The sequence below is a fragment of the Sphingomonas sp. NPDC092440 genome (assembly GCF_044754985.1).
Taxonomy (GTDB): Bacteria; Pseudomonadota; Alphaproteobacteria; order Sphingomonadales; family Sphingomonadaceae; genus Sphingomonas.
Genome location: NZ_JBIVQA010000023.1, coordinates 1 through 17,095, shown reverse-complemented (window position 1 = coordinate 17,095; position 17,095 = coordinate 1). Strand labels below are relative to the sequence as shown.

18 protein-coding genes and 1 pseudogene are annotated in these 17,095 nt (G+C 64.6%); 13 read left to right on the top strand and 6 right to left on the bottom strand.

All coding sequences use genetic code 11. From position 1 onward, the window contains the following. Window positions 1-2 precede the first annotated feature (2 nt). Window positions 3-428 carry a YeeE/YedE family protein gene (locus ACIQCS_RS23100; RefSeq protein ID WP_004213265.1) on the bottom strand — a complete coding sequence of 142 codons (426 nt, stop codon included), beginning with the start codon at window positions 426-428 and terminating at the stop codon, window positions 3-5. A gap of 2 nt (window positions 429-430) precedes the next feature. Further along, window positions 431-772 (bottom strand): helix-turn-helix transcriptional regulator, encoded by a 342-nt coding sequence (locus tag ACIQCS_RS23095; RefSeq protein ID WP_004213264.1) that lies wholly within the window; start codon window positions 770-772, stop codon window positions 431-433. A 203-nt stretch (window positions 773-975) separates the two neighbouring features. On the opposite strand from ACIQCS_RS23095, the gene ACIQCS_RS23090 reads away from it, so the two are divergent. Then, complete coding sequence (locus ACIQCS_RS23090) at window positions 976-2,448, top strand: multicopper oxidase family protein (protein WP_216313316.1); 1,473 nt, start codon at window positions 976-978, stop codon at window positions 2,446-2,448. A gap of 27 nt (window positions 2,449-2,475) precedes the next feature. Further along, window positions 2,476-3,060 (top strand): DsrE family protein, encoded by a 585-nt coding sequence (locus ACIQCS_RS23085; RefSeq protein WP_004213260.1) that lies wholly within the window; start codon window positions 2,476-2,478, stop codon window positions 3,058-3,060. A 16-nt stretch (window positions 3,061-3,076) separates the two neighbouring features. Here the strand turns inward: ACIQCS_RS23085 and ACIQCS_RS23080 are convergent, their stop codons facing one another. Both ACIQCS_RS23080 and ACIQCS_RS23075 read right to left on the bottom strand, forming a co-directional pair. Beyond that, a complete protein-coding gene (locus ACIQCS_RS23080; RefSeq protein WP_004213258.1) occupies window positions 3,077-3,298 on the bottom strand; it encodes a GDCCVxC domain-containing (seleno)protein in 222 nt (73 codons plus the stop codon). Beyond that, window positions 3,298-3,714, bottom strand: a complete 417-nt coding sequence (locus ACIQCS_RS23075; RefSeq protein WP_004213257.1) for a mercuric transporter MerT family protein — start codon at window positions 3,712-3,714, stop codon at window positions 3,298-3,300. Before ACIQCS_RS23075 ends, ACIQCS_RS23080 begins: the two co-directional genes overlap by 1 nt. A 63-nt stretch (window positions 3,715-3,777) precedes the next feature. On the opposite strand from ACIQCS_RS23075, the gene ACIQCS_RS23070 reads away from it, so the two are divergent. After that, window positions 3,778-4,194 carry a helix-turn-helix domain-containing protein gene (locus ACIQCS_RS23070; protein WP_021224446.1) on the top strand — a complete coding sequence of 139 codons (417 nt, stop codon included), beginning with the start codon at window positions 3,778-3,780 and terminating at the stop codon, window positions 4,192-4,194. Between the two features lie 94 nt (window positions 4,195-4,288). Continuing rightward, window positions 4,289-5,713 (top strand): transposase, encoded by a 1,425-nt coding sequence (locus ACIQCS_RS23065; RefSeq protein ID WP_216313314.1) that lies wholly within the window; start codon window positions 4,289-4,291, stop codon window positions 5,711-5,713. Between the two features lie 6 nt (window positions 5,714-5,719). Here the strand turns inward: ACIQCS_RS23065 and ACIQCS_RS23060 are convergent, their stop codons facing one another. After that, a complete protein-coding gene (locus tag ACIQCS_RS23060; protein ID WP_004212894.1) occupies window positions 5,720-6,286 on the bottom strand; it encodes a recombinase family protein in 567 nt (188 codons plus the stop codon). A gap of 232 nt (window positions 6,287-6,518) precedes the next feature. Between ACIQCS_RS23060 and ACIQCS_RS23055 the strand changes: the two genes are divergently transcribed. The 9 genes and pseudogenes from ACIQCS_RS23055 to ACIQCS_RS23015 all read left to right on the top strand — a co-directional run. Then, complete coding sequence (locus ACIQCS_RS23055; protein WP_021224444.1) at window positions 6,519-6,884, top strand: DUF305 domain-containing protein; 366 nt, start codon at window positions 6,519-6,521, stop codon at window positions 6,882-6,884. Between the two features lies 1 nt (window position 6,885). After that, entirely contained in the window at window positions 6,886-8,325 is a 1,440-nt protein-coding gene (locus ACIQCS_RS23050; RefSeq protein ID WP_021224443.1) for a YncE family protein, read from the top strand. A gap of 1 nt (window position 8,326) precedes the next feature. Continuing rightward, window positions 8,327-8,836, top strand: a complete 510-nt coding sequence (locus ACIQCS_RS23045; RefSeq protein WP_021224442.1) for an RNA polymerase sigma factor — start codon at window positions 8,327-8,329, stop codon at window positions 8,834-8,836. After that, on the top strand, window positions 8,833-9,603 hold the full coding sequence (locus ACIQCS_RS23040; protein ID WP_021224441.1) for an anti-sigma factor: 771 nt from the start codon (window positions 8,833-8,835) through the stop codon (window positions 9,601-9,603). Before ACIQCS_RS23045 ends, ACIQCS_RS23040 begins: the two co-directional genes overlap by 4 nt. A gap of 337 nt (window positions 9,604-9,940) precedes the next feature. Continuing rightward, window positions 9,941-10,813 carry a LysR family transcriptional regulator gene (locus tag ACIQCS_RS23035; protein WP_021224438.1) on the top strand — a complete coding sequence of 291 codons (873 nt, stop codon included), beginning with the start codon at window positions 9,941-9,943 and terminating at the stop codon, window positions 10,811-10,813. Next, window positions 10,810-11,961, top strand: a complete 1,152-nt coding sequence (locus ACIQCS_RS23030; protein WP_037513249.1) for a TDT family transporter — start codon at window positions 10,810-10,812, stop codon at window positions 11,959-11,961. Before ACIQCS_RS23035 ends, ACIQCS_RS23030 begins: the two co-directional genes overlap by 4 nt. 89 nt (window positions 11,962-12,050) lie before the next feature. After that, entirely contained in the window at window positions 12,051-13,286 is a 1,236-nt protein-coding gene (locus tag ACIQCS_RS23025) for a molybdopterin-dependent oxidoreductase (RefSeq protein WP_021224436.1), read from the top strand. Window positions 13,287-13,298: 12 nt separating this feature from the next. After that, window positions 13,299-13,781 carry a cytochrome c gene (locus ACIQCS_RS23020; protein WP_021224435.1) on the top strand — a complete coding sequence of 161 codons (483 nt, stop codon included), beginning with the start codon at window positions 13,299-13,301 and terminating at the stop codon, window positions 13,779-13,781. Window positions 13,782-13,858: 77 nt separating this feature from the next. Further along, window positions 13,859-16,411, top strand: a pseudogene (locus ACIQCS_RS23015) (Tn3 family transposase); the annotation flags it as partial. 196 nt (window positions 16,412-16,607) lie between these two features. Here the strand turns inward: ACIQCS_RS23015 and ACIQCS_RS23010 are convergent. Continuing rightward, window positions 16,608-17,095, bottom strand: a 488-nt coding sequence (locus ACIQCS_RS23010) for an HAD-IIB family hydrolase (RefSeq protein ID WP_401531885.1), incomplete at its 5' end; no start/stop codon positions are given.

The following is a 17,095-nucleotide window of genomic DNA, read 5'->3' as shown; positions in this document are numbered from 1 at the left end:
GCTCAGAGTCCGATGACGTGTCGGGCGACGTACACAGTCGCGGCCGCTGTGATGAGGAAGACGCCTGTCGCGGCGAGCGAGCGGGGCGAGAGCCTCGCTATTCCGCAGACGCCATGCCCGCTGGTGCAACCACTCCCGAGCCGAGTCCCAAATCCCACCAGAAGGCCGGCTGCGATCACGACGGCGACTGGGGCCGGCGACGTGAGGTCCGGTAGCAGGCCGCCCGCCGCCCGGTAGAGCAAGGGCGCGGCGAGCAGGCCGACCAGGAATGTTGCGCGCCAGGCCATCTCGCCGCGGACAGGCGCAAGCACCCCGCCGACGATGCCGCTGATTCCAGCGATGCGCCCATTGGCGATCCACAGGAAGGAAGCCGAGAGGCCGATTAGCGCGCCGCCCACGATGGCCGAGAATGGGGTGAAACCCTCCATCGTCAGGATTCTCTGCTCTCAGCTTCGTCACCGGCGCAAAAGAGTGCGTAGAGTTCCGTCAGGATCGGCAGCACGCGCTCGGACGTGATGCGGTAGAATATCGTCGTTTTCTCCCGCCGTGTTCCGACCAGGCCTTCGTCGCGCAGCGTGGCCAGATGGCGGGACAAATTCGACTGTGTCAGTCCGAGGCGTTCGCCCAGATCGGTTACCGACAACTCCCCGCCGAGCAGGCTGCACAGGATCATCAGACGGTGCCGGCTCGCAAGCGAACGGAGGAACGCTTCCGCTTCGCCGGCCTTTTCCTCCAGAAGCTCCGGAGACATTTTAACGAGGGAAGGTGGCACAGTTGCTCCAAACATCTTATATGTAGCATATATGATGGAGTGGTGTTCGATCAAGCGCCAGCTAGGAGGTTCCCCCCGTGAGCTACTATTTCGCCAAGCCATCGAGGCTCCTTCGAAGCGCCGGAGTGCGAGGTAACCCCATGCTGATCGACCAGGCTGTCCGTATCGCTTCCGAGCTGCGCTGCACGCTGGGACAGATTTAGATGCTCGATCGACGTTCGCTGTTGGCTGGCGGAGCGGCATTGTTCGCAACCACCGCTTGCTCGCGCTCCACGCCGGGCCTCGGCGGGGGAGGTGCAAACCCGCTTCCGATGCCGCCGCTGTTGGACGCACGGCCTGGCCGCTCATTCGCGCTACGGGTCCAGTCCGGAACGACTTCATTTTATCCAGGCCGGCCGAGTGACACGCTCGGGTATAATGGCAGCTATCTCGGACCGACGATCAGGGTGCGCCGTGGCGACGACGTGGCGGCTGTCGTGACCAACGGGCTCAACGCGGACACGACTGTGCATTGGCACGGGCTTCTGATCCCCGGAGAGCTGGATGGCGGCCCCCATCAGATCATCGCGCCGGGCGCGACCTGGCGGCCCACGCTCCCGATCCGGCAGCCCGCAGCGACCCTCCTTTATCACTCACACGTCCATGGGTTGACGGCCGAGCAAGTCTATTCGGGCCTGGCTGGGGCGTTGCTGGTAACCGACGACGAAGAGCAGGGCCTGGGGCTCCCGTCAGAATATGGCGTGGACGATCTGCCCCTGCTCATCCAGGATCGCCAGTTCGAAAATGGTCGCCTTGTCATGCCAGGCGGCATGATGGTCGCCATGCAGGGCCGGCGCGGCGACACGATCCTTGTGAACGGCGCGGTGAATCCGCTGGCGGCGGTGCCAAATCGGTTGGTTCGCCTGCGGCTCGTCAACGCATCGAACGCGCGGATTTATGAGCTGTCGTTTTCCGATCGGCGGAGCTTTCACTGGATCGGAACCGAAGGGGGGCTGCTCGAACACGCAGTGGCATTGGAAGCCATAACCTTGGCGCCGGGCCAACGTGCCGAGCTTCTCGTGGACTTCACGGACGGTAGGTCCGCCTCGCTGGTGACGGCGGCTGATACCAACAGCTCGATGATGGGCGGCATGGGTATGATGGGGCGTGGCGCCCGAAGGACCGATGCCGCGGCACCAGCGACCGTGCTGCGGTTTGAACCACGGCCGTTGGGACAGGCTCGTGCCAGCGGCGTCGTGCCGACCCTTCTGGCATCACGAACTGGGCCCGACGCCAGCAAGGCGGTGCGCCGTCGCCCTCTGAGCCTCAACATGGGCATGGGCGGCATGATGGGCTCAGGAAGCGGCGGTGGCGGCCTTACGATCAATGGCAAGCCATTCGACATGAATCGCATCGATGAGACGGTGAAGCTAGGCTCCACCGAAATATGGGAGGTGTCTGGCGAAATGATGCGCCACCCGATCCATATTCACGGCGTCCACTTTGATGTTCTCACCCGCGGTGGCGGGCAGCCCGATGTTCTCGACCAGGGGCCGCGCGACACGGTCCTCGTCAAGGAACCGGTGGAGCTTCTCATCCGATTTGATCAGCCGGCCAAGAGCGCTCCCTTCATGTATCACTGCCATATCCTTGAACATGAGGATAATGGAATGATGGGCCAGTTCAGTGTTGCGTAGGCGTAGGCTCCCACTTCTGGAGAGTTTATGCAGCGCCTACCGTCCAACAGGAGAGCAAGGTTGCCAAAAAGAGCTTTCGCCACATTTCTGCTCGCGGCAACGATGCTGACCGGCGGCACCTCGCTAGCTGCACAGGATAATCTGGTTTATCCCGTAATACCGGGATTTGGCGGGATCGTGGCCGTGCCCAGTGCTGCCGAGCGGCCCGATCCCAAGCTTCGCTACCGCGTCTTGTTCAATGTCACCAAGGCCGCAAGCTCTCCCGACAAAGTGAATCCCAGCCTTGAGAAGGTCGCGCGCTTCGTGAACCTGCTAGGCGCGGACAAGGTCCATCCGGCTGGTGACATCGCCGTCATCATTCATGGTCCCGCGACCCCGCTCGTCCTGCAGAACGCGCCATATGCGGCGCGTATGAAGGTAGCGGCCAACCCGAACGCTGCGCTGATTGCCGCTCTCCAGAAAGCCGGTGTTTCAATCCGCGTTTGCAGTCAGGCCATGGTCGGAAATGAGATCATGCCGAACCAAGTGGCTTCGGGCGTTGAGATCGATGATTCGGCGCTTACAACCTTGGCGAATCTACAAATCCGGGGTTACGCGCTCATCCCGGATTGAAAGGAGCGATACCCCCTCACCCGCAGCAGCCCGCCACGGTCCCGTTCGCCTTCGCCTCCTGAATCGGAGGGCATGGGACATCGCCGAACGAGCAGAACACGCAGCAGTCGCCGGCCAGGGGCCGCAGCACCGCCGCGCAATGTCGGCAATCATAGAAGAACTGGCAGGCGTTGGTGGGCATCGTCTCGGTCGCGACACCGCCGCACTCGGGACAGGTCAGCGTGGAGGTGAGCTGCATCAGGAAAGCGCCTTTATAAGCGGCGCTTCAATGCGATCCCATATCAGCGCGGTCAGCGTCAGGGTCGTGCCGATCGTGAGCATGATCGGAGTTGCGCGGGACGGTAGGGTCACGGTGCAGGACCGATCCGCAGCGCAGGTCCTCCGACGCCGCACATACGCCCACCACCCGGCAGCCAGGCCGACGAGGGAAAGCGCCGTCAGGGCCCAGCGCAGAGGCATCAGCGCGGCGAAGGTGCTCGACAGGCCCGCCCCCACGCCCAGCGCCGCCAGCGCGAGCGGCAAGACGCAGCAGGATGCGGCGGCTAGGACCGCGCCGAAGCTCGCCAGCGCACCCAGGGCGGATAGCCCCGCGTCGGCGCGGCGTGGCGATGCGGAAGCGGCCAGGGTTTCGTGCGGCAAAATCCTTTTATTCATCAGTCGTCTCCGGCGGAATAACCCCCTAATGCCTCCTGTAGCGGCTACAGGAGCAAGCGAATTATGAGGGATGAGAAAGGCCTAGCTATCGGCGAGTTGTCGCGCCGAACCGGCGTGAACATCGAGACGATCCGCTATTTCGAGCGCGTCGGCATTGTGGCGACCCCACCCCGCACGAGCGGGGGCCGGCGAGTATATGGGGCCGGCCACGTCCGCGTCCTTGGATTCATCCGTGGCGCGCGTGAACTCGGCTTCACCCCGGCCGAGGTGCGCGCGATCCTGTCACTTGGCGGTCCCGCGCAGGCGTCGTGCAGTGAGGTCCGCGAGATCGCGGCCCACCACCTGGAGCGGGTTCGCGCGAAAATGGCAGACCTAGCGCAACTCGAAAGCCTGCTTGCCACGACGATCGACCGTTGCGAGGGCGACGGGGCGGCGAGTTGTGCCGTGATCGAATTGCTTGACCAATATACAACCACTTAGGTGTCAAAACCGGTCGGGGCTGTTGAAAAAAGGCCGGGTGATCCGATCGCGTTCCTAACGGGTTCCCTGCTTCGACACATCGGGAGCAGCGGCCATGATGGGTGAGCAACAGCGAGGCGGCAAGGGCGCAAGCTGGCGGGCGCTGGGAGCGATGATCCCCGCCGATCATATCCTGCACAGGATAGACGGGCTGATCGACCTGGGTGAACTGCGCGATGCGCTCGCGCCGCACTACAGTTGCCGTGGGCGTCCCTCGATCGCGCCTGAATTGCTGGTCCGCATGGCGCTGATCGCTCGCCTCTATGGCATCACGTCGGAGCGCCGTCTGTGTGAGGAAGTCCGCTTCAACCTCGCCTATCGCTGGTTCTGCCGATTGCCGCTCAACGCGCCGGTGCCGCACCACTCGACGTTTAGCAAGAACCGGCATGGCCGATTCCGCGATGCTAGCATCTTCCGCATCCTGTTCGAGCAGACGGTGCGGCGCTGCGCCGATGCGGGGCTGATCGCCCACAAGGATGCCGCAATCGATGCATCGTTCGTCGCGGCCGATGCAAGCTGGCAGCGCAAGATGCGGGACGCCGACATGGCCGCGCCCCGGCTTCCCCGCCCGGTTTGTGAATGGCTGGCGGATCAGGCCAATGCTCCACCGCAGGAACATGGCGTACCGCGTGGCAAACCGGCCGAGGTGTCACGCACCGATCCGGCGTCGGCATGGTCGGCGCGCACGGCGCGGGGCCGGTTCGGCTATGCCTTCAATGTCCTGATTGACACGCCGGGAGGGGTGGCGATCGACGTGGAGGCCAGTCCCGCCCGCTTCGCCGCGGAAGTCGATGCGGGGCGGACCATGCTGGCACGGGCCGACAATCGGTTCGGCTATCGGCCAAAGCGTGTCGCGGCCGACACCGCCTATGGCAGCGCTGCGTTCCTGGCGTTCGTCACCGATCGCGGCACCATCCCGCATATCCCGGTGCTGGAACGATCCGAACAGACCAAGGGCAAATTCCCCCGCGAAGCCTTCCGCTATGAGCGGGAGCAGGACCGCTATGTCTGCCCCGCTGGGAAGATACTGCCCTTTCGCGGTGCCGATCGTCGGGCGGGCTTTCTCCGATACAGCGCCAGTCCTGCCGATTGCCGCGCCTGTCACCTCAAACGGAAATGCACCGCAGGCAGCAACAGGTCGGTCACGCACAGCGAATATGAGGACGTGCGTGAGATGGTGCGCGGCGAGATGCAGACGCCGCTATTCAAGCGGTCGATGCGGCTGCGCCGGGGTGTCGAGCGGGTGTTCGCCGATGCCAAAGGCAAGCGAGGGCTGACCCGCCTGCACCTTCGCGGACTGCGCGGTGCCGAAGAAGAGTTTCTGTTGGGCGCGGCCATTGCCAATCTCGTGCTGTTAGCCCGCACCGACGCAAGACCGGCCCGGAACCGTCGCCCGCCCCCGGTGCCGGAACGCATCGAGCGCATGGCCCGGATCAGCCGTGGCCGGTTCGAGCAATCCTACTACGCGACGATCTTCTGACGCCGGTTAGCCGGGTTCGCGCTCGGCCGCAGGGAAGTGGCGATAGAAGGTAGAACGGCCGACCTGGAGCAGCTTCGCGACCTTCGCCGGTTTGTCGCCAGCCTTGAGCAGCTTGCGGGCGGTATCGAGCATGTCAGGCGTCATGACCGACTTGCGGCCTCCGCCCGTGCCGCCCTTGGCCCGTGCCGCTGCCAAACCGGCAATCGTCCGTTCCTTTATCAGTTCGCGCTCCATCTCCGCGACAGAAGCGAGGATATGGAACAGCAGACGGCCCGATGGGGTTGCCGTGTCGAACCCGTCCGTCAGGGACCGGAAATCAATCTTCCGAGCGGACAAGTCCGCCGCCAGTTCGATCAGGCCCCCGATCGATCGGCCAAGGCGATCGAGCTTCCATATCACCAGCGTGTCACCGGCCCGCACGAAATTGAGAGCTTCGGTCAGACCGGGACGGTTCAGCTTCGCGCCGCTCACCTTGTCGGTGAACAGCTTTTCACAGCCAGCCTTGGTCAGCGCATCGGTTTGTAGCGTCAGGTCCTGGTCGGAGGTCGAGACACGCGCATAACCAACCAGCATGAGTCCCGTTATCCCATCTCAAACAGCGAATTTCGGGACTCATATTTCGGGAACATATTTTGGGAAAGCCCCGGCGGGCATACAGCGGATTTTTGTGTCGGTCACGGTCGTCCCGTTGGAGGTTCCCAATCGGGAAGGCTGATAACCGGCTCACCCATGGAATAAACCCGGACGAGCGTCGTCTATGCTTTCAGGACTGATGCGCCGGAGGCTTATGCGTAGACGATATTGGATGCTCGGTCTGACTGCTTCGGCCCTGCTCACAGGCGCAGTCGCGGCCGCCCCTGCCGGTGGTTACGCCAGCATGGTGGCTGCCGCGATGGACCGGATGATGGCGGGCATGATGGTCAAGCCGTCCGGCAACGTCGACCGCGACTTCGTCACGATGATGCTCCCGCATCATCAGGGTGCGATCGATATGGCAGTGGCGGAGCTGCGCTACGGCCATAACGAGCAGCTCAAGCGCATCGCGCAGGAGATCATCATCGATCAGCAGCAGGAGATTGCCGCTATGAAGTTGGCGATCGGTCAGCCGCTACCGCCTTCGACGCCGGCCCCGACGCAGGGCGGCGACCACCACAGCCCTATGGAGCACTGACATGATCCGGACCATCCTGCGCTCGGCCGCCTTGCTGATGAGCGCCGCACCGGGCCTCGCCATGGCGCAGCAGGCGCCGTGGAACGCCAAGGACATGCCCGTCAGCCACCGCGACCGCGTCTATGCGTCCGAACAATTCTCCAACACGGTGTCGGTGACGGACCCGGCCGACAACCGGCTGCTCGGCGTCATCAAGCTCGGCGATCCGCAGCCGATGAACTTCTCCCCGCTCTACAAGGGACAAGTGCTGGTCCACGGCCTGGGCTTCTCGCCGGACGGGAAGACCTTGGCGGTCGTGTCGATCGGATCGAATGCCGTGTCGTGGATCGACACCGCCACCAACACGGTCAAACACACGACCTATGTCGGGCGCAGTCCGCACGAGGCGTTCTTCACGCCGGACGGAAAGGAGGTCTGGGTCACCGTTCGCGGCGAGGACTATATCGCCGTGCTCGATCCCGCGACGTACAAGGAAACCGGCCGCATCAAGACGCCCGGTGGTCCGGGTATGACGATCTTCTCGCCCGATGGGCGATACGGCTATGTCTGTTCCTCGTTCAATCCGGTGCTGGCCGTGTTCGATGTCGCAACCCACGCACAGGTCGGACAGGTGGCGCAGCCGAGCCCATTCTGCCCCAACATCGCCGCGACGCCGGACGGCAAGCAGGCGTGGTTTACGCTAAAGGACATCGGCAAGACGGTCGCATTCGATGCCAGGCCACCCTTCACAATCCTCAAGGTGCTGGATACCGGGCCGATCACCAATCACGTCAACTTCGCCCGCACGGCCAAGGGGCAGTTCGCCTATGTGACGGTCGGCGGGGAGAATGCGGTGAAGGTGTTCCGCACGTCCGACTTCACGCTGGTGGCAACCATTCCAGTCGGCAAGATGCCGCACGGTGTCTGGCCGTCCGGCGACGGTCGGCGCATCTATGTCGGGCTGGAGAATGCCGATGAGCTGGCCGCGATCGACACCGCTGGCAACACGGTCGTCGCTACCGTGCCGGTCGGACAGGCACCGCAGGCGATCGCCTATGTGCCGAACGCTGTTCCGACAGGCCCCGGCACCGACAATCTCCAGCCGCTCGGCACGGCCGGCAAGGCGTTGCATCTGACTATGGGGCCGATCGGCGGCAAGGGTGCGGCAAGCAGCATCACCCTCTTCGACCAAGGCATCATTCAGGTCGTGCAGAGTGCCGTTACCGGTTTGCAGCCCAAGAAGCCCTACATGCTCGTGCTGACCGCCAACGCGGATGGTAGCGGCGCTGTAGAGCCGCTTGCCAACTTCATGAGCAACCCGGCGGGTGCGGCGATCGTCAACGCGTCGGGTCCGATCCGGCAGATCGTTCAAGGCAGCACCGCGACGCCCCGCCGTTTTCTGGCGGTCGCTGAGGTGGTGAACGGCGCGCCGGGACGCATCGTGCAGGTACAGCGCGACTGACATGGACCCGCTTGCCGCCGCGATCGAGCCCCTGATCCCCGGTCTGCGCCGCTATGCCCGGTCGTGGTTGCGCGATCGGGCAATGGCAGATGACGTGGTGCAGGATTGTCTCGAGCGCGCGGTCGGGCGCTGGCGACAACGACGCGGGGCGGAGGTGCGCCCATGGGTCTATACGATCCTGCACAATCTGTTGGTCGACCATCAGCGGCAGCATAGCCGGCGAGGCACAGCGGTTCCGCTCCACCTCGTGGACGACGCCACGCTCGGCCGTCCGGCCGATCAGGAAACAGGCCTACACCACCGCGACCTGCTGCGCGCCCTTGATGCGTTGCCCGAGGAGCAGCGAACGGTGCTGCTCCTCGTATCGGTCGAGGGCCTGCCCTATGCGGAGGTCGCTGCCGTTGTCGGCGTGCCGCTGGGCACGGTGATGTCGCGCATATCCCGGGCGCGCGACCGACTGGCGACCCTCCTCCGGGAGGGTGAACGGCCGCGATTGAGGAGCGTGCAATGACCAGCCCGATCGGCGAGGACGATCTGGCCGCATGGATCGATGGCAGGCTGTCGCCCGAGCGGCAGCGCCTGGTCGACGCCTATCTTGAAGGCCAGCCGGACCTGCATGCCCGTTTGCGGGAACAGGCGGAGCAGGCGCGAGCCCTTGCATCCCTGTTTGCCCCGATCGCGGATGAACCGATCCCGGCGACGATGCGCGTCGCAGCCATCAGGGGGCGGCAACGTCAGCCGCGATGGCAATTCGCCATCGCCGCGTCACTTCTGCTGGCGGTCGGGTTTGGCGGTGGTTGGTCGAGCGCGAAGTGGAGCGGTGAACCCCGCGCAGGCATCGCGGCGCTGGCCAACGAGGCGAGTGACAATTTCCGTGTCTATGCCGCCGACCGGATACGACCGGCGGAGATCGGTCCGGATCAGCGCGCCATGCTGATCCGATGGACCTCCGCCCGTTTGGGTGAGCGCGTCACCATCCCGGACCTCAGCACAGCCGGCTATCGCTATGGTGGGGGGCGACTGGTCGCGACGCCTCACGGCCCTGCGGCACTGCTCCTCTACGACGGACCGCAAGCGTCGAAACTCGCGGTGCTGACGAGGCCTATGCAGATCGACAAGACTGCGAGCATGACCAGCACGTCCAGCGGGACCATGGGCCGGGTCACATGGGCAGTCGACGGGATCGGCTATAGTGTGGTGGGCGAGCGGCCTGCGGCCGAGCTGCATCCGATTGCCGATGAAGTCCGGCGGCAGGCCGATGCGGCGCTGGTGTCCTGATAGCGCCCTTGCTGCTCCTCAGCGCCGACAGGCACCGGGCGGGCCAGCGCGATCAGGGCTTGCGCTCGGCATCCTTCCTGGCGGCCTCGGCCGGCGTCAGGCGGGCTCGCTCGCGGATGTGGCGTTCCAGCGGCGCGCCGACGAACAGGACGAGCATCGCAAGGATCACCCCGCCAGTGATGAGCGGTCATGGACGATCAAACGTCGCAGGCCCGCCTAACGCTCCAAGTCTTCGAGACCATCGCAGACGAAAGGCTGCCGATCATTCCGATATCCAGATTGGAATGACCATATCAAACGGTTGGTCGTATCGATCTAAGTACGCGATATATGCTGCATGACCCTGGAGCAGCTCAGAATCTTCGTCGGTGTCGCGGAGCGCGAACACGTCACCAAGGCAGCGGAGGTGCTGAACGTCACGCAGTCCGCTGCCTCCGGCGCGATTGCTGCCCTCGAAGCGCGCTACGGGGTTCCTCTGTTTCACCGCGTCGGGCGTGGCATCCAGCTGACCGAAGCAGGCCGCGGCTTTCTGGAGGAAGCGCGCGCGGTGCTGGGGCGGGCAGCGCATGCCGAGACGATGCTGGCGGACTATGCCGGGCTTGCCCGTGGTTCATTGCGGATCGTCGCCAGCCAGACGATCGCGAGCTACTGGTTGCCGGCAAAGCTCGCCGCCTTCCACGAACGCCACCCGCAGATCGCGGTCGAACTGGCGATCGACAACACCGAAGGTGCGGCAGCGCAGGTCCTGAGCGGCGCGGCGGAGCTCGGTTTCGTCGAGGGCGAGGTGGACGAACCGGCGCTCGCCCACTGGCATGTCGGGCGTGATCCGATGGTGCTGGTCGGCCGCGAGGACACCGGGCGCGTCGACGAGGACTGGCTGCGCACTGAACGCTGGATCGTCCGTGAGCTGGGATCGGGTACGCGCTCGACCTTCGAGGACGTGCTGCGAACGCGCGGGTTTGATCCGGCCCAGCTGACGATAGCGATGACGCTGCCGTCCAACGAGGCGGTGCGCACCGCCGTCGAGGCGGGTGCCGGCGTTGCCGTCTTGTCGCGATTGGTCGTCGCGCGCGCGCTCAAGGCCGGTGACCTTGTCGAGCTGCCGCTCGGGCTGCCCGACCGCGCCTTTCACGCGCTGCGCCACAAGGAACGCTATCGCACCCGCGCGGCCGACGCGCTGACGGACCTCATCAAGGAGCAGGTCGCATGACTGCCGACACGCACTCCGTTCTCAGCGGCCTCAAGCCGCTCAGCCGGCTCGATCATCCCCGCGAGATGATTCGTCAGTTCACGCCCAACTGGTTCGCCGCGACGATGGGCACCGGTATCCTCGCGCTCGCGCTGCCGCAGGTGCCCGGCATCGGGCCTTCGCTTAAACCCGTCGGCGAGGTGTTGTGGTTCTTCAATATCGCACTCTTCGCGCTGTTCGCCGGCCTTTATGGCGCGCGCTGGGTGATGTTCGGGCACGAGGCGCGGCGCATCTTCGGGCATAACACCGTGTCGATGTTCATCGGCACCATCCCGATGGGCCTCGCGACGATCATCAACGGCTGCCTCGCCTTCGGCATCGCACGGTTCGGGAATGGCATCGTACCGGTCGCACACGTCCTGTGGTGGATCGACGCCGCCATGTCGCTCGCCTGTGGCGTGCTGATCCCGTACATGATGTTCACCCGTCACGAGCACAGCCTGGACGGCATGACCGCGGTATGGTTGCTGCCGGTCGTCGCTGCCGAAGTGGCGGGCGCCAGCGGCGGGCTGCTCGCGCCGCATCTGGCCGATCCTCACGCGCAGCTCGTCACGCTTGCGACCTCCTATGTGCTGTGGGCCTATTCGGTGCCGGTCGCGTTCGGCATCCTCGCCATCCTCATCCTGCGCATGGCGCTCCACAAACTGCCGCAGGAGAGCATGGCGGCGTCCTCCTGGCTGGCGCTGGGACCGATCGGCACGGGTGCTCTGGGCATGCTGGTGCTCGGGGCGGACGCGCCGGCTATCCTCGCGGCGCACGGGCTGGCCGGTGTCGGTGCCGTCGCGCAAGGGATCGGCGTTGTGGCCGGACTCTGCCTGTGGGGCTTCGGCCTGTGGTGGCTGGCGCTCGCGACGCTCATCACCATCCGCTACTGGCGCGCCGGCGTCCCGTTCAACCTGGGCTGGTGGGGCTATACCTTTCCGCTCGGCGTCTACACCGTCGCCACCTTACGCCTAGGCACGACGCTGAACCTCGGTTTCTTCGGTTTCGTCGGCACGGTGCTGACAGTCGCGCTTGCGGCGATGTGGCTGCTCGTCGGCGCCAAGACGCTGGCCGGCGCATGGCGCGGCAACCTGTTCGTCTCACCCTGCATCGCCACCCCGAACTGATCCGCCATGATGATCGGATCAGTCGGTCCGATCACTTGCGAAACGCCCCTTCGATCCGCCAGCGTGGCTGGCCACAGGAGAGCCTTGTCATGGACAATTTCGACGCCGAACTGGCGAGTGAGACCAGCCGTCGCCGCTTTCTCAGGCATGCCGCGCTCGGTACCGCCGGCCTTGCCGCCGCGCCGGCACTGGCGCAGCAGCTCGTCGACCTGAAGCTGCCTGGCGGCAATGCCGAACGGCCGATGACCAGCGCCTTTCCCGGCAAGGGCAGCATGATCCTCCAGCGTGTCCATCCGCCCTTGCTGGAAACGCCGATGGACGTGTTCGACAAGTCGGTGTTCACGCCCAACGACCAGTTCTTCGTCCGCTGGCACTGGGCCGACATCCCGACCTCGATCGATGTCGAGACTTTCCGCCTCAACGTCTTCGGCCACGTCAACCGACCGCTGTCGATCAGCCTCGCCCAGCTGCTGCGCCTGCCGCGGGTCGAGATGGCGGCGGTCAACCAATGCTCGGGAAACAGCCGTGGGCTGTTCCAGCCACGTGTTGCCGGCGCGCAATGGGGCAACGGCGCGATGGGCAATGCCAAATGGCTCGGTGTGCGCCTGCGCGACGTGCTCGACCTCGCCGGGGTCAAGACAGGCGCGGTGCAGGTGCGCTTCGGTGCGCTCGATCAACCGGTCGTGGCGGGCGCCCCTGACTTTGAGAAGGCGCTCGACATCGACCATGCCCGCGACGGCGAAGTGATGATCGCCTTCGGCATGAACGGCGAGCAGCTGCCGCTCCTCAATGGCTTTCCCTGCCGGCTGATCGTGCCGGGCTGGTACTCGACCTATTGGGTCAAGATGCTGAACTCGATCGAGGTACTGCCCGGCCCCGACGACCAGTATTGGATGGCCAAGGCCTACAAGATCCCCGCGACGCCGGGCGCGAATGTCGCGCCCGGCGCCAGAGACTTCCCGACTGTCCCCATCAACCGCATGATCCCGCGCAGCTGGATGACCAGCCTGCCCGATGGCCAGACGATAGCCTATGAGGCATCGATCCCGGTCGGCGGCATCGCGATGGGCGGCGACTGCGGCGTCGCCAAGGTCGATGTATCGTCGGACGGAGGCCGCACCTGGTACAGGACGACGCTCGGAGCGGACGAGGGCAGGTACAGCTTCCGTCGGTGGGATGGTCGCGTGCCGCTGCGACGCGGTGCCAACCCGATCATGGTGCGCTGCTGGAACACCAACGGTGTCGCCCAGCCGATGAAGCCGATCTGGAACCCGGGCGGGTTCATGCGCGGCAATATCGAGACCACCACCATCATCGCGGCCTGAGGAGCGAGTAGCATGAAGACCCCGTCTCCCGGCATCATGGCCGCTGGCCTGATCGGCCTGACCGGCATTATCCTCGTCTCGATCGGGGCGCCGAGCAGCCGCAAGGCGCCTGCCCCGATCTCCGAGACATCCGAGCCGGCACCGCCCACCAGCGTCTCAGCCCGCGGCTTTTCGCTCGCCTCGACCAGCGTCGACCTGCCGGTCGATGACGCTACCTACCCCGATGGTCCGCACGCCGACGTCATCAACGCCAACTGCACTTCGTGCCACTCGGCCAGCATGGCGCTAACTCAGCCTGCGCTATCGGCGGACCAGTGGAAGGCGACCGTCACCAAGATGCGTGAGGTGTACAAGGCGCCGGTGGCCGAGAAGGACGTTGACGCGATCGTTGCTTATCTCACCGCTATGCCGAGCCAGAAAGCGGCACCCGCAACCGGCAAGGCACAGGATCCCGACCCCAAGGTGGCTCCTGATGTCTCAGGTGGAACCGGATAAGCAAACCTCTCGCATAATCTAAAAAGGCGATTTCGACAGACGATCGGCAGCCTTCAGTAGGACTTTTTCAACAGCCACGCTCCTTTTCGGGGCGGGGCGCACGGGATTTGCGCGAATGGATCGCTCGGGAAGCCGAGGCGGCGACATCGAATGAGGATCTTGCCCGTCGCTTCGTTGCGGAGTGTCGCCGCACCCGCACGATCCTTCCCGGCTCCTCGACGATCGAGCGCCTTTGCGCCGATGCGCTGGTTGAGGCCGAGCGCCGGATCGAGGATCTTATCGCCCATCGCATCACGCCAACCCTGAGCGAGAATTTGGCTCACCTGTTGGAGGATACGGTGGATGGTCGCGTCACGCGCTTCGTATGGCTGCGACAGTTCGAGGTTGGCGCAAATTCAGCAGCCGCTAACCGGCTGATGGATCGACTGGAATATCTTCAAAGGTTCGATCTTCCGGCGGATTTGCTGGACGGCGTGCCGGCGCATCGTGTGACCCGGCTTCGCCGGCAGGGCGAGCGCTATTACGCCGACGGCATGCGTGATCTGCCCGAAGACAGGCGGCTTGCGATCCTCGCTGTCTGCACCCTGGAATGGCGGTCATCGCTGGCCGATGTCATCGTGGAGACCCACGATCGCATCGTAGGCCGTCTCTATCGGGCCTCCGAACGCCTTTGCAACACCAGGATCGCCGACGAAAAGGCGGCCGTTCGGGACACGCTGAAGTCCTTTGCCGAAATCGGTGGTGCTTTGCTTGGAGCGCAGGACGATGGCACGGCCCTGGACGGGATAATCGCCACCGGGCCTGGCTGGGAACGGTTCAGAACCCTTGTCGCCACGGCCTCCGCGCTGACCAACGTGCTCGCGGCCGACCCGCTCAGCCGTGTGCTGGACGGCTATCACCGTTTCCGCCTCTACGCGCCCAGGATGCTGCGCCTGCTCGACATGCAGGCGGCGCCGATCGCCACGCCTCTTCTGGCGGCCGTTGCGATGCTGCGTAACGGGATCAAGGTCGATCCGCCGGTGGATTTTCTACGTCCCAACTCGAAATGGCATCGTCATCTTCGCGCTGAGCCCAGCGGCGACCACCGGCTTTGGGAAATCGCGGTGCTGTTCCACATCCGCGACGCCTTCCGGTCCGGTGACATATGGTTGGCGGGATCGCGCCGCTATGGCGACCTCAAGCAGCTTCTGGTCCCGCCACAGGCGATAGAGCAGACCGCGCGGCTCGCCGTGCCGCTGCGGCCCGGCGAATGGCTGGCCGAGCGCAGGGCTCGACTGGATACACGGCTGAAGGAGTTTGGCCGCGCGGCGCGAACCGGCACGATCCCAGGCGGCATCATCGAGAACGGCAAGCTGCACATCGACAAGCTGAGGGCCGACACGCCCGAAGGGGCCGAGGATCTCGTGCTCGATCTCTATCAACAGCTCCCGCCCGCGAGGATCACCGATCTGTTGCTGGAAGTCGATGAGCGAACCGGATTTTCCGAGGCGTTCACGCATCTGCGCACCGGCGCGCCCTGCAGCGACCGGATCGGCCTGATGAACGTGTTGCTGGCGGAAGGCGTCAATCTCGGTTTGCGCAAGATGGCGGCGGCGACCAACACGCACAGCTTCTGGGAATTGCTGCGGATCGCGCGCTGGCATGTCGAAGGCAGCGCCTATGATCGGGCGCTCGCCATGATCGTGGAGGCCCACGCCGCCCTGCCCATGGCCGCCTTCTGGGGACAAGGGCAATCGGCATCCAGCGACGGGCAGTTCTTCCTTGCTACCGAGCAGGGCGAGGCGATGAATCTGATCAACGCGAAATATGGCAACGTCCCGGGCCTCAAGGGATACAGCCATGTGTCCGATCAATATGCGCCGTTCGCAACCCAGGTGATCCCGGCAACGGTCAGCGAGACTCCCTATATCCTGGACGGGCTGCTCATGAATGACGCGGGCCGCCGCGTTCGCCAGCATTTTGCCGACACGGGCGGCTTCACCGATCATGTGTTCGCCGCCTGCGCCTTGCTCGGCTACAGGTTCGCCCCCCGTATCCGCGATCTCCCTCAGAAAAGACTCTATGCCTTCACGCCCAACGCGACGCCGGCCAATGTGCGAGCGCTGGTCGGAGGTAAGATCAATGAACCGCTCATCGAGCGCAACTGGCCCGACATCCTGCGCATCATGGCGACGATCGCAGCGGGGATCGTCGCCCCCAGCCAGATTCTTCGCAAGCTCGCCTCTTACCCGCGCCAGAATGAGCTGGCCCTCGCATTGCGAGAGGTGGGCCGCATCGAGCGAACCCTGTTCATGATCGACTGGATTCTTGATGCCGGCCTCCAGCGCCAGGCTCAGATCGGCCTCAACAAGGGTGAGGCCCACCACGCCCTAAAGCGCGCCATCAGCTTCCACCGCCGAGGTGAAATCCGGGATCGATCCGGCGAAGGCCAGCACTATCGCATCGCCGGAATGAACCTGCTCGCCGCCATCATCATATTCTGGAACACCATGAAGCTCGGCGAGGTCGTCAATACCCGGGCCGCCAGCGGTACCCATATCGCGCCTGATCTACTCGCCCACGTCTCGCCGTTGGGATGGGAACACATCAATCTAACCGGGGAATATCGCTGGCCCAAATCCTTAGCGTAGGATTCCGCCCCCTCCCGCAAACGCCCCCTACGATTGAGAAGCGCGGCGGAATCTCTTAGATTGATCGCTGGAGGCTTTGTTCGCGGAGACGCGCACATTGCCTTCTTTTCGTTTTAGGAAGCGCTGCCCTAAGCGACAGAAGCCAGAGCTTTGACAATGCGGCATTCCGCGATGGAGCCGACCATGTATCTTGATCCTATCGGTGCAGACACGCGATGATGGCGGTCACGACGGCGGTGGTTTCCGCGACGTCGCGCACCCTCACTGTGTCGAGGCCGATTTCAGCAGCGGGATAGTCATTCCCACCGGGGAATATCGCATCCCCAATGAACAGCATCCCGTCGAGCGGGACACCGCTCTCGGCACTCAGGCGCTTCAGGCCATAGCCCTTGTCGATCCCTGCTCTGGTCACGTCGATCGATGTCGTGCCACCGAGATTGATCGAGAGCTCCGGCAGCTTCGCGCGCAACGTGGCCTGCAACGCGGTCCTCTTCTTTCGGTCAGGATCCCACGCTTCCTTTTCCTTCAGCGGCGCTGCCTGCCCCAGGCCCGAAAAGGTGATCTGGCTGCCCCGGTCCTCGATCCGTTCGCCCCAGATACGTTCGTCGGCGAGACCGGCATCGGTCAGCGCCTGATCGAAGGCCGTGCGGATCTTCGCCTTCTCCGCGTCGTCGAACAGTTCGG